This is a genomic window from Rhizobium sp. BG4 (assembly GCF_016864575.1).
GTDB lineage: Bacteria > Pseudomonadota > Alphaproteobacteria > Rhizobiales > Rhizobiaceae > Rhizobium.
Map to the genome: position 1 here is coordinate 3991142 of NZ_CP044125.1, position 16346 is coordinate 4007487.

Annotated in this window: 11 protein-coding genes and 1 pseudogene; 6 read left to right on the forward strand and 6 right to left on the reverse strand. The window is 61.5% G+C overall.

Going from position 1 to position 16346, the window contains the following annotated elements:
- The first annotated feature begins 287 nt into the window (after positions 1-287).
- The 3 genes from F2982_RS20030 (at position 288) to hspQ (ending at position 2575) form a co-directional block, all read left to right on the forward strand.
- Complete coding sequence (locus F2982_RS20030) at positions 288-626, forward strand: P-II family nitrogen regulator (protein ID WP_003539626.1); 339 nt, start codon at positions 288-290, stop codon at positions 624-626.
- 59 nt (positions 627-685) lie between these two features.
- A complete protein-coding gene (gene glnA, locus F2982_RS20035; protein ID WP_203428899.1) occupies positions 686-2095 on the forward strand; it encodes a type I glutamate--ammonia ligase in 1410 nt (469 codons plus the stop codon).
- Positions 2096-2245: 150 nt separating this feature from the next.
- Positions 2246-2575, forward strand: coding sequence for a heat shock protein HspQ (gene hspQ / locus F2982_RS20040; protein ID WP_130278340.1), 330 nt, complete (start codon positions 2246-2248; stop codon positions 2573-2575).
- A gap of 113 nt (positions 2576-2688) precedes the next feature.
- On the opposite strand, the gene F2982_RS20045 is transcribed toward hspQ, so the two are convergent.
- Positions 2689-3342, reverse strand: coding sequence for an invasion associated locus B family protein (locus F2982_RS20045; RefSeq protein WP_112711869.1), 654 nt, complete (start codon positions 3340-3342; stop codon positions 2689-2691).
- A 269-nt stretch (positions 3343-3611) separates the two neighbouring features.
- Here F2982_RS20045 and F2982_RS20050 point away from each other — a divergent pair, with 269 nt between their 5' ends.
- On the forward strand, positions 3612-5414 hold the full coding sequence (locus F2982_RS20050; RefSeq protein ID WP_203428900.1) for an extracellular solute-binding protein: 1803 nt from the start codon (positions 3612-3614) through the stop codon (positions 5412-5414).
- 85 nt (positions 5415-5499) lie between these two features.
- Positions 5500-6171 (forward strand): DsbA family oxidoreductase, encoded by a 672-nt coding sequence (locus F2982_RS20055; RefSeq protein WP_203428901.1) that lies wholly within the window; start codon positions 5500-5502, stop codon positions 6169-6171.
- On the opposite strand, the gene mfd is transcribed toward F2982_RS20055, so the two are convergent.
- Positions 6168-9674 carry a transcription-repair coupling factor gene (gene mfd / locus F2982_RS20060; RefSeq protein WP_203428902.1) on the reverse strand — a complete coding sequence of 1169 codons (3507 nt, stop codon included), beginning with the start codon at positions 9672-9674 and terminating at the stop codon, positions 6168-6170. The two genes, F2982_RS20055 and mfd, sit on opposite strands and share 4 nt — an antisense overlap.
- A complete protein-coding gene (locus tag F2982_RS20065; protein ID WP_203428903.1) occupies positions 9671-9988 on the reverse strand; it encodes a succinate dehydrogenase assembly factor 2 in 318 nt (105 codons plus the stop codon). Before F2982_RS20065 ends, mfd begins: the two co-directional genes overlap by 4 nt.
- A 92-nt stretch (positions 9989-10080) precedes the next feature.
- Between F2982_RS20065 and recG the strand changes: the two are divergent.
- A pseudogene (gene recG / locus F2982_RS20070) lies at positions 10081-12184 on the forward strand (ATP-dependent DNA helicase RecG).
- On the opposite strand, the gene F2982_RS20075 reads toward recG, so the two are convergent.
- The 3 genes from F2982_RS20075 to glmU form a co-directional block, all read right to left on the reverse strand.
- Positions 12140-12871, reverse strand: coding sequence for a DUF502 domain-containing protein (locus F2982_RS20075; protein WP_130278345.1), 732 nt, complete (start codon positions 12869-12871; stop codon positions 12140-12142). The pseudogene recG and the gene F2982_RS20075 sit on opposite strands and share 45 nt — an antisense overlap.
- 120 nt (positions 12872-12991) lie before the next feature.
- Entirely contained in the window at positions 12992-14818 is a 1827-nt protein-coding gene (gene glmS, locus F2982_RS20080) for a glutamine--fructose-6-phosphate transaminase (isomerizing) (RefSeq protein WP_112711857.1), read from the reverse strand.
- A 100-nt stretch (positions 14819-14918) separates the two neighbouring features.
- The gene (gene glmU, locus F2982_RS20085; protein WP_203428904.1) at positions 14919-16280 is read right to left on the reverse strand and encodes a bifunctional UDP-N-acetylglucosamine diphosphorylase/glucosamine-1-phosphate N-acetyltransferase GlmU; all 1362 of its coding nucleotides are present in this window, start codon (positions 16278-16280) and stop codon (positions 14919-14921) included.
- Positions 16281-16346: the final 66 nt, after the last annotated feature.

The window sequence follows — 16346 nt, forward strand, 5'->3', positions numbered from 1 at the left end:
ACGATCATTATTTGTGCAATTGCCTATTTTTAACCCATCGACATTCAGCAAACCGAAACTCACTTCCACAGAAAAATCTGCGATTTCCGTGGTATTTTCGATTTTTTCCGATCGAAATTGTCATCTTTTTACGAAAAATCGCAGCTAAACAGGAGCCTTGGCGCGGTTTTGGGTGCATTTGCCGCATTTTTTCGATCTGGCCCGTTGCGAACTGGCATGATACCTGCATCATGTTTCGCGAGCGGCATACGCACGCTTTAACGGGAGAAGCGGAGAGTCATTTTCTCATGAAAAAGATCGAAGCGATCATTAAGCCTTTCAAGCTCGACGAAGTGAAGGAAGCCCTTCAGGAAGTCGGCCTGCAGGGCATTACGGTTACGGAAGCAAAGGGCTTCGGTCGCCAGAAGGGCCACACGGAGCTTTACCGTGGCGCCGAATATGTTGTCGATTTCCTGCCGAAGGTGAAGGTCGAAGTGGTTCTCGCCGACGAGAATGCCGAAGCCGTCATCGACGCGATCCGCAAGGCCGCCCAGACCGGCCGCATCGGCGATGGCAAGATTTTCGTGTCGAATGTCGAGGAAGTCATCCGCATTCGTACTGGCGAAACCGGTATCGACGCTATTTAAGCAGGCTTTGCCACAAGAGGCAAAGCCAAGTCGTCATAGCAAATCAAAGGGAGTGTTTCATGGCGAGTGCAAGCGAAATTCTGAAGCAGATCAAGGAGAACGACGTCAAGTTCGTGGATCTGCGCTTCACCGACCCCAAGGGCAAGCTGCAGCACGTGACGATGGACGTCGTCTGTGTGGACGAAGACATGTTTGCCGACGGCGTCATGTTCGACGGTTCCTCGATCGGCGGCTGGAAGGCCATCAACGAGTCCGACATGGTTCTCATGCCGGATACCGACACGGTTCACATGGACCCGTTCTTCGCGCAGTCGACGATGGTCATCATCTGCGACATTCTCGATCCGGTCTCGGGCGAAGCCTATAACCGCGACCCGCGCGGCACCGCCAAGAAGGCCGAAGCCTATCTGAAGGCATCCGGCATCGGCGACACCGTGTTCGTCGGCCCGGAAGCCGAATTCTTCGTCTTCGACGACGTCAAGTACAAGGCCGACCCGTACAACACCGGCTTCAAGCTCGACTCGACCGAACTGCCGTCGAACGACGACACCGAATATGAGACCGGCAACCTCGGCCACCGTCCGCGCGTCAAGGGCGGCTACTTCCCGGTTCCGCCGATCGACAGCGCCCAGGACATGCGTTCCGAGATGCTGACGGTTCTGAGCGAAATGGGCGTCGTCGTCGAAAAGCACCACCACGAAGTGGCAGCTGCCCAGCACGAGCTCGGCATCAAGTTCGACACGCTGGTTCGCAACGCCGACAAGATGCAGATCTACAAGTATGTCGTGCACCAGGTCGCCAATGCCTACGGCAAGACGGCAACCTTCATGCCGAAGCCGATCTTCGGCGACAACGGCTCGGGCATGCACGTTCATCTTTCGATCTGGAAGGGCGGCAAGCCGGGCTTCGCAGGCGACGAATATGCAGGCCTTTCGGAATCCTGCCTCTATTTCATCGGCGGCATCATCAAGCATGCCAAGGCGCTGAACGCCTTCACCAACCCGTCGACGAACTCATACAAGCGTCTCGTCCCGGGTTATGAAGCTCCGGTTCTGCTGGCCTACTCGGCCCGCAACCGCTCCGCTTCCTGCCGCATCCCGTTCGGCAGCAACCCGAAGGCAAAGCGCGTCGAAGTCCGCTTCCCGGACCCGATGGCGAACCCCTACCTCGCCTTCGCAGCGATGCTGATGGCCGGTCTCGACGGCATCAAGAACAAGATCCATCCGGGCAAGGCCATGGACAAGGATCTGTACGACCTGCCGCCGAAGGAACTGAAGAAGATCCCGACGGTCTGCGGCTCGCTGCGTGAAGCGCTTGAGAGCCTCGACAAGGATCGCAAGTTCCTGACCGCCGGCGGCGTTTTCGACGACGACCAGATCGACTCGTTCATCGAGCTGAAGATGGCCGAAGTGATGCGCTTCGAAATGACGCCGCATCCTGTCGAATACGACATGTACTACTCGGCATAAGCGAATACCGAAAAGCCCTGGCGAAAGCCGGGGCTTTTCTCGATGTCACTGAGGCTGATGGCGACATGACACTCATGTGACGAAATCCTGCACAAATCTTGATTTGAGCAGGCCCAATCACCAAATCTGGTGATGAAAGGAAGTCGTACCATGAAAGAAAGAGTTGCAAAGTTCGGTATCGGTGAAGTGGTCCGGCACAAGGTTTTTCCGTTTCGCGGCGTGATCTTCGACGTCGATCCGGAATTCGCGAATACGGAGGAGTGGTGGAACTCCATTCCCGCCGAAGTTCGCCCCAGCAAGGACCAGCCGTTCTATCATCTGCTCGCCGAAAATGACGAGAACGAATATGTCGCCTACGTCTCGGAGCAGAACCTGGTGAATGACGAAAGCGGCGTGCCGCTGCGTAATGAACAGGTCTACCAGATATTCGACATGGCGCCGACCGGTCAGTTCAAGCCCAAGATGAGCCTGGCCAACTAAGCGCATCAAATACCGCTTTAAAGAAACCCCGCTCCGGCGGGGTTTTTCTTTGTCTGCGGCAATAAAAAACCCGGCGCGAGGGCCGGGTTTTCGAAAGCGATATGGTCAGACGCTTACTGAGCGGTCTTTGCAGCGTTCTGCGCGTCTTCCAGCTTCTTGCGGGCTTCCTCAGCCTTCTTCTGCATGCTGTCCTGCAGGCTCTTCTGGCTTTCGGCAAGCTTCGATTCGGAAACTGCTTCGCCGTCATAAGCGCCGGTGAAGCCTTCGAGCGAGATCTTGATCGGGTTCGGAGCGCGGCGGAAGTTGATCGAGGTGAAGATCACGTCGCTGCCCTTCTTGAGGCTGGCGATCATCGCGTCGGTCAGCGGCAGTTCAGCCGTGCACTTGTCGGGCAGGCAGACTGCGTAGTCGAGCTTCTGGCCCTTGTTGTTGTCGATCTGCATCATGATGCCGGGCGGGATCAGGCGGGCGGTCGGGACCGAGACCTGGAGGATCTTGCGGTTGACCTTGCCGGAAACGCTGATGAGGCCGACAGCCGTGACCAGCTGGCCGCCATTGGCGAGGATCAGGTTCTGAACGACGCAGATGTCGTTGTCTTCCTGCTTGCTGCAGGTCTTGTACCAGCCGAGCCGCGGTGCGCCGGCAGCCTGCTGCGGGGCATTGGCGGCGTCCTGAGCGAAGGAGGACACCGGTGCCGAGGCGGCGCCGAAGGCAACTGCGAGAACGGACAGGGCTGCCCGCATTTTCTTTTCAGACTTGAAGATCATAACGGATTCCGTCTCCTGATACCCATTCGGGACCGCGACCTGCAGCCCTCTCCAACCGGGTCATTCGGCACTCCACCTCATAAAACAATGAGGCAAATGCATGACCCCGAACTTCGGGAACACCTGTTACATTGAGGCGCTCCAGATATCCAGTATTTCTTTGGCAATTTCTGGATGCTCGTAAAGATTTGAGGGCGTGAATGTTCGATTTTTCGCGCTCCGTGATAGTCTTCGCGCGAATCGAGCCCTGCCGGAAAGGAAATTCAGAGATGCTCCGGATCGCCCTGCCCGCCGTCTTCGCCCTCATCTGCACCGCCGCTGCCGCCGAGCCGCTTCACGGCATTGCAATGCATGGCCAGCCGGCGCTGCCTGCTGATTACAAGAGCTTCCCTTACGTCAATCCGGATGTGAAGAAGGGCGGCCATATCACCTATGGCGTGGTCGGAACCTTCGACAATCTCAATCCGTTCATCCTGAAGAGCATGCGCACGACGGCGCGCGGCATGTGGGACCCCGACTACGGCAATCTCGTCTACGAATCGCTGCTGCAGCGCTCGCGCGACGAGCCCTTCACGCTCTATGGTTTGCTCGCCGAAAGCGTCGAGTGGGACGACAACCGGACCTTCATCCAGTTCAACCTCAATCCGAAGGCGAAATGGGCGGACGGCCAGCCGGTGACGGCCGAAGACGTGATGTTCACCTTCGAGCTCTTGCGCGACAAGGGCCGGGTGCCCTTCTCGACACGGCTCAACCTGGTCTCGAAGATGGAGAAAGTCGGCGAGCGCGGCGTGCGCTTCACCTTCAACGACAAGGCCGACCGCGAAACGCCGATGGTCTTCGGGCTGATGCCAGTGCTTCCGAAGCATCTCATCGACCCCGAGACCTTCGACCGCACCTCGCTGACGGCGCTGGTCGGTTCCGGGCCGTACAAGATCGCCACGGTGAAGCCCGGCGAGAGCATCACCTTCGAGCGCGACCCGAATTACTGGGGCAAGGATATCCCCTCCAAGGTCGGGATGGACAACTACGACCGGATCACCGTTCAGTATTTCCTGCAGGACACGACGCTGTTCGAAGCCTTCAAGAAGGGCGATGTCGATGTCTATCCGGATGGAAGCCCCGGTCATTGGGCGACCGCCTATAATTTCCCGGCGGTCAGTTCCGGCGCCGTCATCAAGGACACGTTCCAGCCGCAGCTGCCGAGCGGTATGTTCGGCTTCGTCTTCAATACCCGCCGGCCGATGTTCCAGAACGTCAAGCTGCGCGAGGGGCTGTCGCTGGTCTTCGATTTCGAATGGGCGAACAAGAACCTGTTCTCGGGTGCGTACAAGCGCACGGAAAGCTTCTGGCAGAATTCCGAGCTTTCGAGCTTCGGCGTCCCGGCCGACGCGCATGAGCTTGCGATGCTTGGACCGCTGAAGGACAAGATCGATCCTGAAATCCTCGACGGCACCTACAAGCTGCCGGTTACCGACGGCTCAGGCCGCGACCGCAAGGTGCTGAAGCAGGCCGTCGATGTTCTCAAGGAAGCCGGTTACTCGATCAAGAACGGCAAGATGACCGATGCCAAGGGCAAGGCGCTGGCCTTCGAGATCATGACGCAGAATGCCGATCAGGAAAAACTGGCAATCGCCTACCAGCGCTCGCTGCAGACGCTCGGCATTACCACTTCGATCCGCACGGTCGATGATTCGCAGTATCAGAGCCGGACCAACAGCTTCGACTATGACGTGATCGTCAAATCCTATGTTTCGTCGCTCTCGCCCGGAAACGAACAGCTTTCCTATTGGGCCTCGGCGAGCCGCGACCGCGAAGGCAGCTCGAATTTCGCAGGCGTCGCCGATCCCGATGTCGATACGGCGATCAAACATTTGCTGACGGCCCGCTCCGACGAGGACTTTACCGCGGCCGTGCGCTCTCACGACCGGCTGCTGTTGTCAGGCCACTATGTGCTGCCGCTCTATCACATCGACCAGCAATGGATCGCCCGAAGCAAGCGGATCGGCCATCCGGACAAGGTGCCGCTCTACGGATACCAGCTGCCGGCCTGGTGGGACCAAAGCGCCCAGTAGGCGGTTCCTTTTTCCTGCCTGGTTGAAGTCGGCGGCGCGAGCGCATAGATGGCGTGAAGCACGGAAGCCAGAAAAGGAAAACACCATGGAACGCATTACCATCGACGTCGTCTCGGATGTCGTCTGCCCGTGGTGCTATCTCGGCAAGGCGCGGCTGGAGCTCGCCATTGCCGAAGTGCAGGACGAGGTCGGCGTCGACATCAACTGGCGCCCCTACCGGCTGAACCCCGACTATCCGCCTGAAGGCGTCGACCAGAAGAAGAGCCTGGAAGAAAAGCTCGGCGGCGCCGAGCGCGTGGCGCAGGCCCACAAGATGCTCACCGATTTTGGCAAGGAAGTCGGCATCAACTTCAATTTCGAGGCGATCAAGATCGGCCCGAATACGCTCGATGCCCACCGGCTGATCCACTGGGCGATGATCGAGGACCGTGAGAAGGCCGACAAGGTCGTCAACGGCCTGTTCAAGGCGAATTTCGAAGAAGGCCGCAATGTCGGCGATCACGCCGTCCTGCTCGATGTCGCCGATAAGGCCGGCCTCGACCGCGCCGTAACCGCTTCGCTGCTGGCCTCGGATGCCGACAAGGTTCTCGTCGTCGAGGAAATCGAATCGGCGCAGAAGATGGGCGTCAACGGCGTGCCGTTCTTCATCTTCGACCAGCAATATGCCGTCAGCGGCGCACAGACTCCCGACATCCTTGCCGGTGCGCTGCGCGATATCGCAAAGGCGAAGGCCGAAGCCCGCGCCGGGATGAACTAGCCCTTCGCCAGCTCCGCCAATTGCGTCATGATAACGGCTGCGCCCTGCAGCCGTTTTTCCGGCGTGGGGAGATCGCGGGTCAGGAACAGGCTGTGATCGGGGCGGATCTTCGCCATCGAGCCCTGCTTGCCGATATAGCCGACGAGATTTGCCGGGTTCGGGAACTCCTTGTTCCTGAACTGCACAACGATGCCCTTCGGGCCGGCGTCCAGCTTCTCGACATTGGCGATGCGGCAGAGCGATTTCACGTAAACAATCTTCAGCAGATGCTGGACCTCGATCGGCATCGGGCCGAAGCGGTCGATCATCTCGGCGCCGAAGCCGTCGATCTCCTTGAGCTCGGTGATTTCGCCAAGGCGGCGGTAGAGCGCCATGCGCAGGTGCAGGTCCGGGACGTAATTGTCGGGGATCATCACCGGCGTGCCGACGGAGATCTGCGGCGACCAGCCGGTATCGGCGATCTCGTCGACGCCCTTCACTTCGGCGACGGCTTCCTCGAGCATCTGCTGATAGAGCTCGAAGCCGACTTCCTTGATATGGCCCGACTGTTCCTCGCCGAGAAGATTTCCGGCGCCTCGGATGTCGAGGTCGTGGCTAGCGAGCTGGAAGCCGGCGCCCAGCGTATCCAGCGACTGAAGCACCTTCAGGCGGCGCTCGGCGGTTGCCGTCAGTACCTTGTTGACCGGCAGCGTGAAGAGCGCGAAGGCGCGCACCTTCGAACGGCCGACGCGGCCGCGCAGCTGGTAGAGCTGGGCAAGGCCGAACATGTCGGCGCGGTGGACGATCAGCGTATTGGCGGTCGGCACGTCGAGACCGGATTCGACGATGGTGGTCGACAGCAGCACGTCGTAGCGGCCTTCATAGAAGGCATTCATGATGTCTTCGAGCTCGCCTGCCGGCATCTGGCCATGGGCGACCGCGACCTTCAGCTCCGGCACATCCGACTGCAGGAAGGCGTGAACGTCTTCGAGATCGGCGAGACGCGGGCAGACATAGAAGCTCTGGCCGCCGCGATAATGCTCGCGCATCAGCGTCTCGCGGATGACGAGGCTATCGAAGGGCGAGATGAAGGTGCGCACCGCCATGCGGTCGACAGGCGGCGTGGTGATCAGCGACAGCTCGCGCACACCGGTCATCGCCAGCTGCAGCGTGCGCGGGATCGGCGTTGCGGAGAGTGTCAGAACGTGGACGTCGCTCTTCAGCTCCTTCAAGCGCTCCTTGTGCTTGACGCCGAAATGCTGCTCTTCGTCGATGATCAGCAGGCCGAGATTGGCGAAATTGATGCCGGCGCCGAGCAGCGCATGCGTGCCGACGACGATGTCGGTCTTGCCGTCGGCGACTTCCTTCTTGGTCAGCGCCAGATCCTTGGAGCCAACGAGACGCGAGGCCTGCTGGACGCGGACCGGCAGACCGCGGAAACGCTCGGAAAAAGTCTTGAAATGCTGGCGCGACAAGAGGGTCGTCGGAACGACCACGGCAACCTGGACACCGTTCATGGCGGCGACGAAGGCTGCGCGGAGCGCCACCTCGGTCTTGCCGAAGCCGACGTCGCCACAGACGAGGCGATCCATCGGACGGCCGGCGGCCAGATCGCCGCGGACTGCCTCGATGGCCGTATCCTGATCCTCGGTTTCATCATAGGGGAAACGCGCGGCGAATTCGTCGTAGAGGCCTTCGGGCGTCGTCAGCACCGGAGCGTGGCGCGTCAGGCGCTCGGCGGCGATGCGGATCAGCGCATCGGCCATGTCGAGCAGGCGCTTCTTGAGCTTGGCCTTGCGCATCTGCCATGCGCCGCCACCGAGCTTGTCGAGCATCGCCTCGGTGCCCTCGCCGCCATAGCGCGAGAGCAGATCGATGTTTTCGACCGGCAGGAAGAGCTTGGCCTCATCGGCATATTGCAGCTCGAGGCAGGCGTGCGGGGCACCCGCAGCCTCAATGGTCCGCAGGCCGATGAAGCGGCCGATACCGTGTTCGGCGTGGACGACGATCGAACCCTCGTCGAGGCCTGCCACTTCCGAGATGAAGTCAGCGGCGCGCTTCCGCCGCTTCGAGCGACGCACCATGCGGTCGCCGAGAATGTCCTGCTCGCCGATGACGATCAGGTCACCACTTTCGAAGCCGGATTCGAGGCTGAAGACGGCAGATGCCGCCTCGCCCTTCGCCAGCGCGTTGACATCCTTCAGCGCCTCGATCGGCTTGACGCGTTCGAGGCCGTGCTCATTCAGCACCTGCAGAAGCCGCTCCAGCGAGCCTTCCGTCCAGGCGGTGATCAGCAATTTGGCGCCGGACGCCCGCTTGTCCGCGATATACTTGACGACGGCATCGAAGACGTTGACGCGCTCGGCGTCACCGCCGCCTTCGGCGTTCGAGCGCGCCCAGCGCACGCCCTTGCGCGCGTCGATGTTGACGACCCGCCTCGCCTCGCCTTCATGCTCGTTGAACGGCGTCATGCGGATGGCGTTGAAGGCATCCAGCGTGCTGGCGAAGGTCTTGCTGTCGAGATAGAGCTGGCCCGGCGTGACCGGCTTGTAGGGCGTGCCCTGCGCCATCTGGCCCTTGGCGGGCTGGCCGGTGCCCAGGCGCGCGTCGTAATAATCAAGCACCAGCTTGGAGCGCTCCTCGGCGGCTTCGCGGACCGTGTGATCGGTGACCAGCTGGAAGCCCTTGAGATAGTCGAAGACCGTTTCCAGCCGCTCGTAGAAGAGCGGCAGCCAGTGTTCCATGCCGGCATAGCGACGTCCCTCGGAAACGGCGAGATAGAGCGCATCGTCGCGGGTCGCCGCGCCGAAGGCCGAGAGATAGTTCTTGCGGAAGCGGCTGATCGTATCCGGCGTCAGCGTCACTTCGCTCATCGGGTTCAGATCGAGCGAACGGACCTGCCCCGTCGTGCGCTGGCTGGCCGGATCGAAGCTGCGGATGCTTTCCAGCGTGTCGCCGAAGAAATCGAGTCGAACCGGCTCTTCCGAGCCTGGCACGAAGACATCGAGAATGCCGCCGCGCACGGCATATTCGCCGACTTCGCGCACCGTCGCGACGCGGTCGAAGCCGTTGCGCTCCAGGCGGCCGGCAATGTCGTCCATGCGCACCTGATTTCCAGGACGGGCGGAGAAGGCCAGGCTTTCGATGACCTCCTGCGGCGCCACCTTCTGCAGCATCGCATTGACGGTCACAAGAACGATCGCCGCATGCGGCTTTTTCTGGTGGGCGATGAGGCCACTCAGCGCCGCAAGACGGCGTGCCGAGGTATCCGCGCTCGGCGAGACGCGGTCATAGGGCAGACAGTCCCAGGCGGGCAGCGTCAGGACCGGGATTTCGGGAGCGACGAAAGCAAGCATCTGCTCCAGATCGGCCATGCGATGACCGTCCGAGAGAACATAAGCGACCGGCTTTCCGGCGCGCGCCAGCTCGGCAAGCAGCAGCGGCTCCATGCCCGCGGGCACGTTGCCGATCGTCAGCGGCTCGGAAGCGGCTGCGAGCTTCTTTGCATCAAATCCTGAAATCATTCCGGTTTCCTGGAAGCGGTATCGGCGGGGTATTCGAAATCCGGCTTGAAGGCGGCCAGGCGCGTAAACATCGGCGTCTGGAAACGCTCGGGCACCGGCCATGTTCCCATCACCCAGCGCACCAGATCGTTGTCTTCCTCGGCCATGATCGTTTCGAGTTCGTCGAGCTCGGCTTCCGACAGCGTTGCAATCTCAGCCTCGGCGAACTGGCCGAAGACCAGATCCATCTCGCGCAGCCCCCGATGCCAGCAACGGAACAAGATCCGGCGGCGACGCGGATCCAGTCCAGCGCTCGAGAGTGTCACACCTGTCATGGCAGTACCTTCCTGTTGATGCGCCTCTATAGACCCTGGAAAGCGGCTTGTCAGCCTTGCCAAGGCCCTATTGTTCATCGCATTTTGCGGCGATGCGCCCTACCATTCTCGATCCGCTGTTTTCTCCCGTTTCGGCCCTCGCCGGCGTCGGTCCAAGATTGCGGAACTGCTGGTCAAGCTGCTCGGCCGGGAAACGCCGGAGGATACGCGGATCGTCGATCTGCTGTTCCACGCGCCGCATTCGCTGATCGACCGGCGCAACCAGCCGGGTATCGCGCGTGCGCCACAGGGCGCCATCGTGACGATCACGGCGCGGGTCGACCGGCATCAGGCGCCGCCGCGCGGCAAGAGCAACATTCCCTACCGCGTCTTCCTGCATGACGAGACCGGTGAGCTCAGCCTCGTCTTCTTCCGCGGCCAGGCGGCCTGGCTGGAAAAGCAGCTGCCGCTCGACGAGGACGTCACCGTCAGCGGCAAGGTCGACTGGTTTAACGGCCGTGCGACAATGGTGCATCCCGATTACATCGTGAAGGCCAGCGAGGCCGAGAACCTGCCGCTGGTGGAGCCGGTCTATCCGTTGACGGCAGGGCTGTCGCCGAAGACCTTGCGCAAGATCGTCGAGGCCGCCGTGCCGCGCATGCCCGAGCTTCCGGAATGGATCGATCTGACGCTGACGCAGAAGCAGGGCCTCCCGGCCATTCGCGACAGCTTCCATATGCTGCACGAGCCACAGGATGCAGCCGATATCGATCCACAGGCACCGGCGCGCCGGCGGCTTGCCTATGACGAGTTTCTTGCCGGCCAGCTGTCTCTCAGCCTGGTGCGCCAGCGCCTGCGCAAGGTGGCGGGCCAACCCGTACACGCCACTGGAGAAATCAGCGGCAAAATATTGCAAAACCTTCCCTTTTCGCCAACGGGAAGCCAGACGACGGCAATTGCCGAGGCGCTCGTGGACATGGCCGGCGAAGACCGGATGCTGCGGTTGCTGCAGGGCGATGTCGGCTCCGGCAAGACGCTGGTGGCGCTGATGACCATGGCGGCCGTCATCGAAAGCGGTGGTCAGGCGGTGCTGATGGCGCCAACGGAAATCCTGGCGCGGCAACATTATGCGACGATCTCCAAATTCGCGGCCCCCGCCGGCCTCGGGATCGAGGTACTGACGGGGCGGACCAAGGGACGGGAGCGCGAGGAGATCCTCGAGCGCATCGCCTCCGGCCAGGCACAGATCGTCATCGGCACGCATGCGCTGTTCCAGGATAGCGTCAACTACAAGAGCCTGATGCTCGCAGTCGTCGACGAGCAGCATCGTTTCGGCGTTCACCAGCGCCTGCGGCTGACGGCGAAGGGTCTGTCGCCGCATATGCTTGTGATGACAGCGACCCCCATTCCCGCACGCTCGTCCTCGCCGCCTTCGGCGACATGGACGTCTCCAAGCTCACCGAGAAGCCTGCTGGCCGCAAACCGATCCAGACGATCACCATTCCAAACGAGCGCACCGGCGAGATCGTGCAGCGGCTGAAGGGTGCGCTTGGCGAGGGCAAGAAGGCTTACTGGATCTGCCCGCTGGTCGAGGAGTCCGAAGAGCTTGACCTGATGTCGGCCGAAGAGCGGCATTCGACGCTGGTTTCGGCCCTTGGGCCCGGCATCGGCCTGATCCACGGCCGCATGAGCGGACCGGAGAAGGATGCCGTCATGCTCGCCTTCAAGAGCGGCGAGATCCGGCTGCTGGTCGCGACGACCGTGGTCGAAGTCGGTGTCGACGTACCGGACGCGACGATCATGGTGATCGAGCATGCGGAGCGTTTCGGCCTGGCGCAGCTCCATCAGCTCCGCGGCCGCGTCGGCCGTGGCGACGAGGCCTCGACCTGCATCCTGCTCTACAAGGGACCGCTCGGTGAGACCGGCCATGCGCGGCTTTCGATCATGCGTGAAACCGAAGACGGTTTCCGTATTGCGGAAGAGGACCTGAAGCTGCGCGGCGAAGGCGAGCTTCTGGGCACCCGCCAGTCAGGCACGCCCGGGTTCAGGATCGCCAGCCTTGAAGACCATGCCGATCTCCTGGAGATCGCCCGCAAGGATGCCGCCTATCTGATCGAGCGCGATCCCGATCTGACGAGCGAGCGCGGAGAGGCCGTGCGCACCCTGCTCTATCTATTCCGGCGCGATGAGGCGATCCGCTTTCTTCATGCGGGCTGAGGCCTTCGGCTTCAGCGCCGCAGGCTCGGCGCCCGGCACGACCGGCAGATATTCCGGAGTGACGAGACCGCCGGAAACCAGAAGCTTGGCGCCGTCCTCAGCCGTCATGTCGAGCACGACGATCTTTTCGCGCGGCACGAAGATCAGAAAGCCCGCCGTCGGCACCGGGGTCGGCGGCAGGAAGACGCTGACCATGTCCTTGCCCATCGCATTGAACTTCGAGGCGATCTCGCCCTTGGCGTCGGTGGCGATGAAGACCAACGACCAGAGGCCGGCGCTCGGATATTCGATCAGACCGACCTTCTTGAAGGAATCGCTGCGCTCCTTGAGCACCGTCTCGAATATCTGCTTCAGGCTCTTGTAGATGCTGCGCACCAGGGGCACGCGGCGCACCAGCGACTCGCTGAACTGCACGATCGTCTGGCCGATCAGGTTCTTGCCGAGGAAGCCGATGATGGTGATGAAGATCATCGCGATCAGCAGGCCGGAGCCGGGCACGGCGAAATTCAGGTAACTGTCGGGATCGTAGCGCGCAGGGATATAGGGCTTCACCCAGCTATCGGCCCAGCGCACGACGGACCATGTCAGCCAGAGCGTAATGGCGATCGGGGCGCAGATGATGAGGCCCGCAAGGAAGTTGTTTCTGATGCGCGTGGCAATCGGCAGGCGGGGAAGCTTGTTGGTCATCGCTCGCGATGAACTCCCTTGAGTCTATCAGCTTTCGTGATCAGGCGCTCCCCCGTACCTTCGTAACGAAGCTGCCAGAATTCGGTTCCCCGGACAAGCCTCGTCCGGGGATTTCAGGCTTCACTCCACCGTGACCGACTTGGCGAGATTGCGCGGCTGGTCGACATCCGTGCCCATGAAGACGGCCGTGTGATAGGCGAGCAACTGGATCGGCAGCGAGAAGATCATCGGCGCGATGATTTCATCGACATTCGGCAGCGTGATCGTCGCCATGGTCGGCAGCTTGGAGGCGCCGGCACCCGCTTCATCGGTGATGAAGATGATACGGCCGCCGCGGGCCGCGACTTCCTGCATGTTGGAAACGGTCTTTTCGAAGAAGCGGTCGTAGGGCGCGATGACGATGACGGGCATGTTCTCGTCGATCAGCGCGATCGGGCCGTGCTTGAGCTCACCGGCGGCATAGCCTTCGGCGTGGATATAGGAGATTTCCTTGAGCTTCAGCGCGCCTTCCATGGCCAGCGGGAAGCTGGTGCCACGGCCGAGATAGAGAACATCGCGGCACTTGGACAGCTCGCGCGACAGGCTTTCCATCTGCGGCTGGATGAGGTTCAGCACGCGGCTCATGATGCGCGGCATTTCCGAGAGATGCTTGACCAGAACCTTCTCGTCCTTGGCGCTGAGTACGCCGCGGGCCTTGGCGGCGCCGAGCGCCAGCGAGGCGAGCACGGCGAGCTGGCAGGTGAAGGCCTTGGTGGAGGCAACGCCGATCTCGGGACCGGCCATGATCGGGAAAACGGCATCGGATTCGCGGGCGATGGTCGACTCGCGAACATTGACGACGGCGCCGATCTTCAGGCCGTTGTCCTTGCAGTATCGCAGCGAGGCGAGCGTATCGGCGGTTTCGCCTGATTGAGAGATGAACAGTGCCGCCTGCGTCGGCTGCAGCGGCATTTCGCGGTAGCGGAATTCCGAGGCAACGTCGATCTCGACGGGCAGGCGCGCATAGCGCTCGAACCAGTACTTGCCGACGAGACCGGCAAGATAGGCCGTGCCGCAGGCCGAGATCGCCAGGCTGCTGACCGACTTGAAATCGATCCCGGCGGCATTGGCGCCGATCGTATTCTCGGCGAAATTCACATAGTGGCTGAGCGCGTGGGAGATGACTTCCGGCTGCTCATAGATTTCCTTTTCCATGAAGTGGCGGTGATTGCCCTTGTCGACGACATAGGCCGTCGCCTGGGAAATCTGCTTCTGGCGCTTCACGACATTGCCGTTGAAATCGACGATCGTCGCGCCTTCGCGGGTGATGATCGCGCAGTCACCGTCGACGAGATAGGTGATTTCGTTGGTGAAGGGCGAAAGCGCTATGGCATCCGAGCCGAGGAACATCTCGTGCTTGCCGTAGCCAATGGCGAGCGGCGGGCCGGAACGCGCGGCCATGATCGTGCCCGGATGATCCTTCAGCATCACCGCCAGCGCATAGGCGCCGGTGACGCGGTTCAGCATCTTCAGCATCGCCGCCTGCGGCTGCAGACCCTCGCGCAGATACTTCGCCATCAGGTGGGCGATGACTTCGGTATCCGTCTGGCTTTCGAAGACCGAGCCTTCGGCGGTCAGGTGATCGCGGATTTCCGAGAAGTTTTCGATGATGCCGTTATGGACGACGGCGACGCCTTCGACGAAATGCGGGTGGGCGTTGGTTTCGTTCGGAACGCCATGCGTTGCCCAGCGGGTGTGGGCGATACCGGTCGTGCCCGGCAGCGGCTCCGAATCAAGGCGCTTTTCGAGATTGAAGAGCTTCCCCTCGGCGCGGCGGCGATCCATGACGCCGTCATGGACTGTCGCGACACCGGCGGAATCGTAACCCCGGTACTCCAGGCGCTTCAGCGCATCGACCAAACGCCCGGCAACCGGCTTGCTACCGACGATCCCAACGATACCACACATGAAATAATCCCCAACCGCTTCGAAATAGTGACGCCACTCCTAGCAATTTATTCTTATTTCTCAATCGGTCAGGCGGTCACTTTGGATTTCGGGCCGTAACTCAGCCCTTGGCCTTCTTCTGAGCCTTGATTGCCAGGGCGCGCTCGCGCAGCAGCTTGGCACGGTCAGGCTTTATTTCCTGTCGCGCGCGGCCGAATGCGAGAGCATCACCGGGGACATCATCGGTGATGACGCTGCCGGACGCAATGTAAGCGCCATCCCCAATCTGGACAGGTGCGACCAGCGAGCTGTTCGACCCAATGAAGGCGTTGGCACCGATTCTGGTCTCGTGCTTGTTCACCCCGTCGTAATTGCAGGTGATCGTCCCTGCCCCGATATTGGTGTGCGCACCGACCACGGCGTCGCCGATATAGGTCAGATGGTTGACCTTGGCGCCCTCGGCGATCTTGCCATTCTTTACCTCGCAGAAATTGCCGACCTTCGATCCCTCGCCGAGATCGGCACCGGGGCGCAGGCGGGCGAACGGGCCGACGGTGGCGCCGGCGCTGACATGGGCGCCCTCGATATGCGAGAAGGCATGGATGACGGCGCCGCTGTCGATCGTGACACCGGGGCCGAAAACGACATTCGGCTCGATCAGCGCATCCTGACCGATGACGGTGTCATGCGACAGGAAAACCGTTTCTGGCGCGACCATCGAGACGCCTGAGATCATCAGCTCGTGGCGGCGGCGCTCCTGCCAGAGGCGCTCGATATTGGCGAGCTCGGCACGGTTGTTGCAGCCGGTCATTTCGACCTCCGGCGCATCAACGGCCGTAACGCGCCCACCGAGCGAGCGGGCGATCTCGACGAGATCGGTCAGATAATATTCGCCCTTGGCATTGCTGTTGCCGATGCGGGCAAGCAGATCGAGAGCCTTGCGGCCGTTGATCGCCATCAGGCCGCTGTTACACCACTTGACGGCGCGCTCGGCATCCGTCGCATCCTTTTCCTCGCGGATGGCGATCAACTCGCCATCCCTGACGAGCAGGCGGCCGTAGCCGGTGGGCTTTTCGGTGTGGAAACCGATGACGACGATGTCGCTGCCATCGGCCAAGCCCTGACGTGCTGCCTTCAGCGGCCCATCGGTCTGCAGCGGCACATCACCATAGGTGACGAGGATGTCGTCATAGCCGCGGGCGATCGCCTCGCGTGCGGCGAGCACGGCATGGCCGGTGCCAAGCCGCTCCTTCTGCAGATGCGTCTCGACAGCAACGCTACCGATCGCGGCCGCCTTCGCAACCTCATCGGCATCACGGCCGACGACGAGCGCAACCGACGAAATACCCGCCTTCGAGACCGCATCGACCACGTGCGCGATCATTGGCCGGTTGGCGACCGGATGCAGAACCTTCGACTTCGAAGACTTCATGCGGGTGCTGTCGCCGGCGGCGAGAATGACGGCAAGGCAGGTGCGTTCCATGTGCAGGCTCCGGGAATCCATTATTCGACGCTTTGCTGTGACATAGCAGCAAGGCGAAGCGGCGAC